The sequence below is a fragment of the Aerococcus sp. UMB1112A genome, from assembly GCF_030230715.1.
GTDB lineage: Bacteria > Bacillota > Bacilli > Lactobacillales > Aerococcaceae > Aerococcus.
The window spans coordinates 59,566-67,549 of the sequence record NZ_JASPDS010000011.1 but is presented as its reverse complement, the minus strand read 5'-3'; the positions used below and the strand labels follow the sequence as shown (position 1 = coordinate 67,549).

Below are 7,984 nucleotides of genomic sequence, written 5' to 3'. Positions count from 1 at the left end.
ATGCCGAACACAGCAGTTAAGCTTCTTAGCGCCGAATGTAGTTGGGGGTTGCCCCCTGTGAGACTAGGACGCTGCCGTGCAAATGAAAAAGCGATCCTTTAGGGTCGCTTTTTTGTATTCCAGATTGAAAAATGCAGAATCCGTCTAAGGTAGGATGTTTTGGGCGAGGACTCCTCCTATAATAAGGGTGTATAGGAGGATGATGGAATGAAAAAGAATGCATTAACTAATTCCAAAACTACCCTGGCACAGTTCGTACGTGCCCTCTTTAAAAAAGAAACCCCTACCCACATCAAAGTTATTATGGGCATCGCTATCGCTTATGCGGTCCTTCCAACAGATCTGTTACCAGACATCTTTGGACCGATTGGTTTTGCCGATGATGCAGTGATTGTATCTGTATTAACGACTCTAGCAATGTCTTTACTGTCTAAAAATGATGAAGTGAACGAATCTAAGCCTGAAATAAAAGAAGCAGAAAAGGTTGAGGTCTAGGCGAAAGCGTATTGGTAACATAAATACATAAAAATTCCTCCTCCCGGCTTACTTAAAAAGTCGAGAGGAGGAATTTTTATCTTTCGTTCAGATCAAGGATAAAACAGGCTGATCGGAGTTCTTGGTCGAGCTGGTCTGTTCGCCATTCTTTGGGATAACCTAGCGAATTCGCAATAAAATGCGTGCCATTTTTGTAAAATTGGTAGCGGATATGGACATGGCCCATGATACTGTAGCGGATAGGAAAGTTCTGGTAGAGGCTGTTGAGATCATCCGTTGCTAGAAAGGCGTTGAAGAAGTCAAAGGCTGGATGGGGCATAGGCACTGTGAATTCAGGGATGGTTAGGATATGACTGACAAAGATGTAGTTAGGGCTTGGTGCCTGCTGGAAGTCAGTCCAGATTTCTTGGCTAAAGGCTTGGGATACTTCGCGGTCGGTCATGTCCCAGTCGATAAATTTCTTATCCTGCCAGGTCGCTAACTTGAAGCGCCCTCTTTCGATTTGTTCAGGGCTAAAACGCTCATCATGGACAGCGTGGTTGTACCAGGCAGGATGGCCAACGATCTGCCAATTGGCTAAGGGCTGCAGGGCTTTACCCATGAGGCACTGGGGGTGTTGGCGAAATATTTGATGGATTGCCCAAGTGTCTGTCCTGGGAGCTGGACGCTGCCAGTAATCATGGTTGCCGGGGATAAAGTAAATAGCTGCTGGCGAGGAGCTGTCGAGTTCCTCAACAAAGGCGAGGCTTGTATGCCAGTTATTGCTAATGTCGCCTCCAATGATGAAGTAATCGATGTCTTCCTGGCTAATTAATGCTTGGCAAGCCTCTAGATAGTCTCGGCTTGACCAAGTCGGGCTATGGTCGATATGGAGGTCAGACACAAAGGCTAAGCGGCAGCTTGTCATCTTAGCCTTCATTGGGGACAGGGGCCAGGTCTTGGTCCGTTTCCTTAATGATGTATTGGGGACGGTGTTTGACTTCTAGGAAGGTCTTACCTACATACTTGCCGACCACGCCCAGGCAGAGCAATTGGAGACCACCCATAGCTAGGATAATCACGCTTAAAGAGGTCCAGCCGGATGTGGGATTACCAAAGATCAGGGTTCGTCCCGCAAAGAAGATCGCCAGCAGGATGGCAGCTAGAAAGGAGAAAAAGCCTAGGATGGAGATTATATCGAGCGGTACTTCGGAGAAGGCAACAATCCCATCAATGGAATAGGTAAACAGGCTCCAGAAACTCCAACTCGTTTGACCCGCACTGCGTTCGATATTTTCATATTCTAGGTACTTAGTCTTAAAGCCCACCCAGGCAAAAATCCCTTTGGAAAAGCGATTATATTCGGTCATTTCAAGGATAGCATTAACCATCTGCCGGGTCATCAAACGAAAGTCTCTAGCTCCACTGACAATTTCAGTCTTGGAGATATGTTGCATAAGCCGGTAGTAAAGGTTGGCAAAGAAAGAACGGATAGGGGGCTCCCCCTCGCGGCTTACCCGGCGCGTTCCCACACAATCATAAGCTTGGTCTTGGATAATAGTGTACATTTCAGGGAGGAGCTCGGGCGGATCTTGGAGGTCAACATCCATAATAGCGACATAGTCTCCCTTGGCGTGTTGGAGGCCCGCGTAGATACCCGCTTCCTTGCCAAAGTTGCGTGAAAAAGATAGGTAGTGGACCCGTTGATCCTGGCGGGCTAGGTCAGCGAGGATATCCCGGGTATGGTCGGAAGAACCGTCATCAACAAAGACATATTCTAATTCAATATGGCTTGGAAATTGGGGACGGATGTTTTCAACCGCTTGATAAAAAAGATTAATTGCTTCTTCTTCGTTAAAACAAGGAACAATAAGTGAAATAGTTTCCATAAAATCCTCCTTGTATCGATGGAAATTCATAATATCATTATACTATACTTTCCTTTTCTAACCCTTAAATTCTCCTAAAACAATCTATTTGCTTTAAGCTTCAGCTTTCGCTAAGATAGCCTTGAAAGGGTGATTCGATGACAGACAATACATTTCAGGATTTTATAGATCGAGCGGAAGAGTGGCAGGCGGGACAAGCCCTCGATGCCATCCATAGTGAACAAAGCTATTATGTTTTCTTAGGGCGGCCAACTTGCGGTTTTTGCCGGCGTTTTGTGCCAAAGTTGACGGCTGCTATGGAAAGGACGGGACAGGCTGTTTATTATGTGGACTCTTCTAATGGCCTAGATCCAGCCCTCAGGACCTTGCGCGAACGTGGGGAAGTTTATACGGTTCCTAGCCTGGTCAAACTGGGGCAGGGTCAGATCCATAATTTCCGTGCAGATTCCTCGGATAGTCAAGAGACCATTGAAGGGTATTTAGACTCTTAAAAATTAAATTATCTTAAAATTACTCTGAAATACTGACTAAAACTTGTTATCAGTCGCTATTGTGACTATAATAAGACTAGCAATGAAGGGTGGGAGAAATAAAATGAAAAAGAAAGTATATGCAGCCTTAGCCGTTGTGGCAACATTAGGTGTGGGGAGTCTCACATGGAATTACTTGCCAGCTGAGGCCAAAGAAGCCAGTGTCGGCTTATTCCAACCAGCCAAAGAAGACAATGGTAAGTCAGCTGAAGCTGACAGTAAATCTGCTCCAGAAGGTCAAAAGGAAGCGAAAGTGGTTTCCGAAGACCAAGGGGGAGATAAAGAAGCGACGCAAACAAGCCGTACAAAGAAATCAGCACGTATTGTCGAAGATAATTCACCCCAAGATGAAACTGACAAGGCTCAAGCTAAATCAGTATCAAGTAAACAAGCTCTTGCTGATCAAGCAGAAGCCCCTCAAGCTAGCCAAGCTGAAACAACAACCAAGGAACCAGCATCGAAGACCCCTGTGACGGTAACAGATCCAGCTCAAGCACGTCAAATTATCATTGATGTGATGGGATTAGATGCGCATGCCTTAGATGCTTACACTGATGAACAAATCCTTGAATCAGTCGCAGCAGCTGAAGAGTTAGGTTCAGACCCAGGTTACTCTTACCGTTACCTGCAAGAACACTTCGGCAAGTAAAGTTGAATTAAGTCGATAATAAAAAAGGCGGGAGGCAAATATTGCTTCCGCCTTTTCTCTTTGTTCCTTCACGTCTTTAGTCGGGTTCTCAGTTGCAGACTTGAAGTGATTTCAGCCAATCGGAACGACCGGCTAAAGCCGCTCTTTTCCGTTTGGCCTCCAGTCATTCAAGTCAGGGCGCAACTGCTCGCACCCTCAGTCGGGTTCGACTTGGCAGGCTTGGAGTGATTTCACAAGTCAGAAACGAGCGAATGCTTCGCTCTTATTCTGACTTGCTCCAATCATCCAAGTCTAACCGCCAAGTCTCTCACCCTATAGTCGGGTTCGGTCGCGCAGAAGCGGCTCCTCTTCACAAAGCGCCGCCGAAGACTTTTAGTCTTCTCTGTCGCTTTGCTCCAGAGGTCCACTTCTACCCGCGCGCCCTCACACCCTGATTTAGTCGGGTTCTCAAGAGCAGACTTGAAGTGATTTCAGCTCATCGAAAGGTCTGACTGGCGTCAGCCTTTTTCGATGAGCCTCCAATCATTCAAGTCTAACCGCCCTTGCTCACACCCTTCTTAGTTGGGTTCGACTTGGCAGGCTTGGAGTGATTTCACAAGTCTAAACGCCAAGTCTCTCACCCTTTAGTCGGGTTCGCAAAGGTAGAAAGGGAGTGACTTCAGCAAAAGGGAACGACTGGCTGGAGCCGCTCTTATCCCTTTTGGCTCCAGTCATCCCTTTCTGACCGCCTTTGCTCACACCCTGATTATTTAACTGCGATGGCGTCGACTTCGATTTGAACGCCTTTTGGTAGGGCGGCGACTTGGACACAGCTTCTTGATGGGAAAGGTTCTTCTAGGAAGGAGCCATAGATCTCATTGACTGCTTGGAAATTAGCCAAATCCGTTAAGAAGATGGTGCAGCGAACGATATCGCTCACTTGGTAGCCGGCTTCTTCAATGATAGCCTTCAAGTTGGTCATGGATTGTTTGGCTTGGCTTTCAATATCTTCAGCAATTTCACCAGTGCTTGGGTCGACAGGAATTTGCCCGGAGACAAAGAGACTGTTGTTAATCTCTACAGCTTGGGAATAAGGACCGATAGCAGCTGGGGCTTGCTTAGTTTCAATGACTTTTTTCATATGAGAAAACTCCTTTCAAAAATAAAGCGTTTCAACTAGTCTTATTATAGCAGAAAAATGAGCGATGGCTAGTTTCAGCTGGTATAAAATAAGGGCTAACCATGACCCCCTTCCTAAAATCAGTTATAATAAGGGTAAAAGGATGGAGGATAAGAATGAAGGGATTAAAGAATAATAAATTACTGCAAAGCTTGCTCGCCTTGATCGTCCTAGGTCTAGCGCTGTGGACGGGCCAAGACTTGGGGTAAGGAGGTCTAGAGACGGGGACGGATGAGCCGGCTACTAGCCAATCAAGCGCTACTTCTCAGTCTTCTCCAGCCGTCGTTGAAGGCGAGACTTACTCAAGTCCGGAAGAGGTGGCAGCCTATATCGATCAATTTGGTGACCTGCCTAAGAATTATATCAGCAAGGCTGAAGCCAAGGCGGCCGGCTGGATTCCCGAAGAGGGCAATCTTTGGGAAGTCACCGACCACAAATCGATTGGAGGCGATCGTTTTGGTAATTACGAGGGACAGCTGCCGGAAGATGAGGATTACCGGGAAGCCGATGTCAATTACCAGGGTGGGCCGCGGGGGCCAGAGCGCCTGGTTTATTCCGAAGATGGGGATAAGATATACTACACCAAGGACCACTATGATAGCTTTAAAGCATTAAAGGAGGCGAATTAGGATGCGAGACCAGGGACATGATCTAATCCAGATTGACTGCCGACACTTAGCGAAATCAGCTGAGGCTTATGCCTATCTTTACGAGCAGATCTTGGCCGGGAGACCGACCCAAGCCTCCTATAATCTCGATGCCTTGTATGATGTCCTGAGCCAGCTGCCTCCAGGCCAAGAAATTGTTGTCAGCCATTATGCTGACCTCCAAGCACGGGAAGGGCGCTGGGCTAAGCGGTGGCGGCGGGTATTGCTTGAAGCTGCAAGAGACTGGGCCTTGGACTTAACTTGGGAGGAGAACGATGATGCCAAGCATTAGTGTCTTACAATTAGCTTGCGGGGATTTGTCTATAAATGACCCGCTCTGGCTCACGGCCCAGGCTTTTGTCCGCGAATGGTTTAAACCAGGCCTGCTTGCGAGCCCACAGTCGGGAGACCTAGTATTCAAACACTCTGCCGCTGCTTTTTTGGCCTACCGGATTTTTAACCAGCTGCTTTTTCCCCTGCGTGTGGATGGGGGGATCGGCCTGGCGAGTGTGACAGAAGACCTGTCCTTGGACCAGGAGCGCGCACGATCCTACGCCCAAACGGTTTTGGAACAGAGCCAGCTTTTTGCTTCGTCGACGGTCCTCTATAATGCGGATTTCTTGGAAGACGCCATTGTCAATACCCAGCTTCTCCACTGGGCAGACCTCAAGGCCAAGCAGTCGGAAATTCAAGCCTTGTTGACCTTACTTTATGAACTCCACTATCCCCTCTACCTGGCAGAAGATATGCAGGAAGAAGAGCATTTGGTGCGGGGCATCCAGCGCATCTGGCAAGCCAAAAACCAGTATCTCGCTCAAGATGAGAAATTAGCGGCTTACCAGACACTTGACCTCTCCGCTCCTAAAGCTGTTCGCTACCGTGATATCCATGAAGAACTGGGCCGGTCACACTATTATGTGACAGGCTTCTTTAAGAAAGGTTATGCAGCTTCTATCGCTCGAATCGCCCAAACCAGCCGGCAGAATATTGATTATCATTTGCAGAATGGTCGCTTTGCTTGGGAGCGGGATACGGCCGCGGCCCTAGTTTTGCAGCTGGCGCGTGAAGAAGCGGCCCTTTAACTTTTTACAAGAGGGCGCGAGATGCGGTATAATAGGAAAGAAGATGCCTAGTGAATGGAGGAGAAGATGATGAAATACAAATTGAGTGTCGCGAACCGTGATATTCGCGAGCAGGCTGGCTACGCCCAGAGAGGTAACAGCTGGCGAATTATCCTAGCCTTTGTCTTAGCTGTGATTATTCTCAGTGCCATGGGGATTCTCGGGACAACAGGCCTGATTTATCTGAGCCAGCAAGAAGCGGCTGGATGGCTCCTAGGACTTGTGGGCCTTGTTTTTGTTTTAATTTATTTATATGTCATTATTCAAATGATGGTATTCGGCTTTCCTTGGTCTTTCTTGGAGATGGTGGATACCGGCCGCTACCAGATCAAGACGATCTTCCGTCCTTTTAGACGGCGGCCAGGACGGAATGTTCTTGCCTATATTTTCTTTGAGCTACTTTTAGCTTTGGTTAGTCTCTTGCTGAGCTTGGTGTCAGGTGTTCTCTTTGGCTTGACCAGCTATAATTTCTTGCCTAATCAAGCTTGGAGCCTGACTGCCCAAATGCCCGATCTGGCAGCAGGTCAAGAATTGACCCAGGGACTTCTGGCAGGGGACACGCGCCTCTTGATCTTAGCAGGGATTAGCTTCGCTCTATGGCTGGTTCTGACTTTGATTTATTTGGTCTTTATCTATGGCTTTGCCTTTAGCCCCTTCCTGCCCTACGATAGTGAAACGGCTTCAGCCTCAGCACTCTTGGGGATTAGCCGGCAGATGATGCGGGGGAATAAGTTCAAACTTTTCCGTATCCACTTCTTCTATATGGTGGTTCCCTATCTCTTGGCCTTCCTCTTTGGCCTCGTGCTGATGGCAACGAGCTTGCTCTTCAATCTCGATGCGGGGCTCTTTGGTCTCCTGGCAGGGGTGATTACCTTTATTTTGGTGGTTGTTTATGTGGTCTTTGGCCTCCGTGCCTTCACCGCAACGGCTGTATTCTACCGGAACTATATTAAGCAATACCGCTTGGAGTTGAATGAAGCTTTCCCTGAATTAAATCTCACAACTTGGGGGCAAGGCAGCGAGACGGAGATTTACCAACAAGAGGACCGTCCCCAAGTGCCTGAAGAAACCATGGCCTTCGCTGTCCCAGATGAGCTGAAGGTGGACGAAGCGAGCGAAGAAGACCTGAGTCCAAGTGAACGTGCGGGGGCTGCAGCAGTCTTTACCGAAGCAGAGCCAAGCCTAGATGCAGATCCTGGCACAGTAGAAGATGACCTGCCTGAGACGACCCAAGTGGTGGATCCCCAACATGATCCTGAACTCTTTGACCACATGGACCAATCTTTCTCCGATGATATTCGCGGGAAGGATGAAGAGCCCCAGGCTATCTTTGATCCTGAAGATGACTTGACCTACGACGAGAAGACCCAATTGCGTGATAATCCGACCCTCTATGTGGACCAGTCGGATGATAAATCGTCCAAGGACTAGGCAAGCGGCTTTAAGGATTAATCAGTCTTAAGTTAAAAGCATAGTTTTCTTTATGACATTGTATTGGTGAGCATCCGTTCCGCT

10 protein-coding genes and 1 rRNA gene are annotated in these 7,984 nt (G+C 47.9%); 8 read left to right on the top strand and 3 right to left on the bottom strand.

Annotation, left to right across the window (positions count from 1 at the left end):
• A 5S ribosomal RNA gene (rrf, locus tag QP860_RS10610) occupies positions 1–80 on the top strand; the annotation flags it as partial.
• A 127-nt stretch (positions 81–207) separates the two neighbouring features.
• Positions 208–495, top strand: a complete 288-nt coding sequence (locus QP860_RS07375) for a YkvA family protein (protein ID WP_070620821.1) — start codon at positions 208–210, stop codon at positions 493–495.
• Positions 496–571: 76 nt separating this feature from the next.
• Here QP860_RS07375 and QP860_RS07370 read toward each other — a convergent pair whose 3' ends face one another.
• Both QP860_RS07370 and QP860_RS07365 read right to left on the bottom strand, forming a co-directional pair.
• Positions 572–1,402 (bottom strand): metallophosphoesterase, encoded by an 831-nt coding sequence (locus QP860_RS07370; RefSeq protein WP_284912455.1) that lies wholly within the window; start codon positions 1,400–1,402, stop codon positions 572–574.
• 1 nt (position 1,403) lies between these two features.
• The gene (locus tag QP860_RS07365; protein ID WP_284911047.1) at positions 1,404–2,363 is read right to left on the bottom strand and encodes a glycosyltransferase family 2 protein; all 960 of its coding nucleotides are present in this window, start codon (positions 2,361–2,363) and stop codon (positions 1,404–1,406) included.
• A gap of 137 nt (positions 2,364–2,500) precedes the next feature.
• On the opposite strand from QP860_RS07365, the gene QP860_RS07360 reads away from it, so the two are divergent.
• On the top strand, positions 2,501–2,854 hold the full coding sequence (locus tag QP860_RS07360; RefSeq protein ID WP_070620830.1) for a DUF6568 family protein: 354 nt from the start codon (positions 2,501–2,503) through the stop codon (positions 2,852–2,854).
• 103 nt (positions 2,855–2,957) lie between these two features.
• The gene (locus QP860_RS07355) at positions 2,958–3,542 is read left to right on the top strand and encodes a hypothetical protein (RefSeq protein WP_284911045.1); all 585 of its coding nucleotides are present in this window, start codon (positions 2,958–2,960) and stop codon (positions 3,540–3,542) included.
• A 745-nt stretch (positions 3,543–4,287) separates the two neighbouring features.
• Here the strand turns inward: QP860_RS07355 and QP860_RS07350 are convergent.
• Complete coding sequence (locus QP860_RS07350; protein WP_070618452.1) at positions 4,288–4,662, bottom strand: RidA family protein; 375 nt, start codon at positions 4,660–4,662, stop codon at positions 4,288–4,290.
• Between the two features lie 356 nt (positions 4,663–5,018).
• Here QP860_RS07350 and QP860_RS07345 point away from each other — a divergent pair, with 356 nt between their 5' ends.
• The 4 genes from QP860_RS07345 to QP860_RS07330 all read left to right on the top strand — a co-directional run bounded on the left by QP860_RS07345 (position 5,019) and on the right by QP860_RS07330 (position 7,900).
• Positions 5,019–5,330, top strand: coding sequence for a ribonuclease domain-containing protein (locus QP860_RS07345; RefSeq protein WP_284912454.1), 312 nt, complete (start codon positions 5,019–5,021; stop codon positions 5,328–5,330).
• Between the two features lies 1 nt (position 5,331).
• Positions 5,332–5,640: a barstar family protein gene (locus QP860_RS07340; protein WP_284912453.1), complete on the top strand. Its 309-nt coding sequence runs from the start codon at positions 5,332–5,334 to the stop codon at positions 5,638–5,640.
• Positions 5,624–6,430: a hypothetical protein gene (locus QP860_RS07335; protein WP_284912451.1), complete on the top strand. Its 807-nt coding sequence runs from the start codon at positions 5,624–5,626 to the stop codon at positions 6,428–6,430. Before QP860_RS07340 ends, QP860_RS07335 begins: the two co-directional genes overlap by 17 nt.
• A 66-nt stretch (positions 6,431–6,496) precedes the next feature.
• Positions 6,497–7,900, top strand: a complete 1,404-nt coding sequence (locus QP860_RS07330; protein ID WP_284912449.1) for a hypothetical protein — start codon at positions 6,497–6,499, stop codon at positions 7,898–7,900.
• Positions 7,901–7,984 lie beyond the last annotated feature (84 nt).

Coding starts and splice junctions, on each gene's coding strand:
- QP860_RS07350 (WP_070618452.1), bottom strand. CDS start 4,662: ATGAAAAAAGTCATTGAAACTAAGCAAGCCCCAGCTGCTATCGGTCCT.
- QP860_RS07335 (WP_284912451.1), top strand. CDS start 5,624: ATGATGCCAAGCATTAGTGTCTTACAATTAGCTTGCGGGGATTTGTCT.
- QP860_RS07355 (WP_284911045.1), top strand. CDS start 2,958: ATGAAAAAGAAAGTATATGCAGCCTTAGCCGTTGTGGCAACATTAGGT.
- QP860_RS07365 (WP_284911047.1), bottom strand. CDS start 2,363: ATGGAAACTATTTCACTTATTGTTCCTTGTTTTAACGAAGAAGAAGCA.
- QP860_RS07375 (WP_070620821.1), top strand. CDS start 208: ATGAAAAAGAATGCATTAACTAATTCCAAAACTACCCTGGCACAGTTC.
- QP860_RS07330 (WP_284912449.1), top strand. CDS start 6,497: ATGATGAAATACAAATTGAGTGTCGCGAACCGTGATATTCGCGAGCAG.
- QP860_RS07370 (WP_284912455.1), bottom strand. CDS start 1,402: ATGACAAGCTGCCGCTTAGCCTTTGTGTCTGACCTCCATATCGACCAT.
- QP860_RS07340 (WP_284912453.1), top strand. CDS start 5,332: ATGCGAGACCAGGGACATGATCTAATCCAGATTGACTGCCGACACTTA.
- QP860_RS07360 (WP_070620830.1), top strand. CDS start 2,501: ATGACAGACAATACATTTCAGGATTTTATAGATCGAGCGGAAGAGTGG.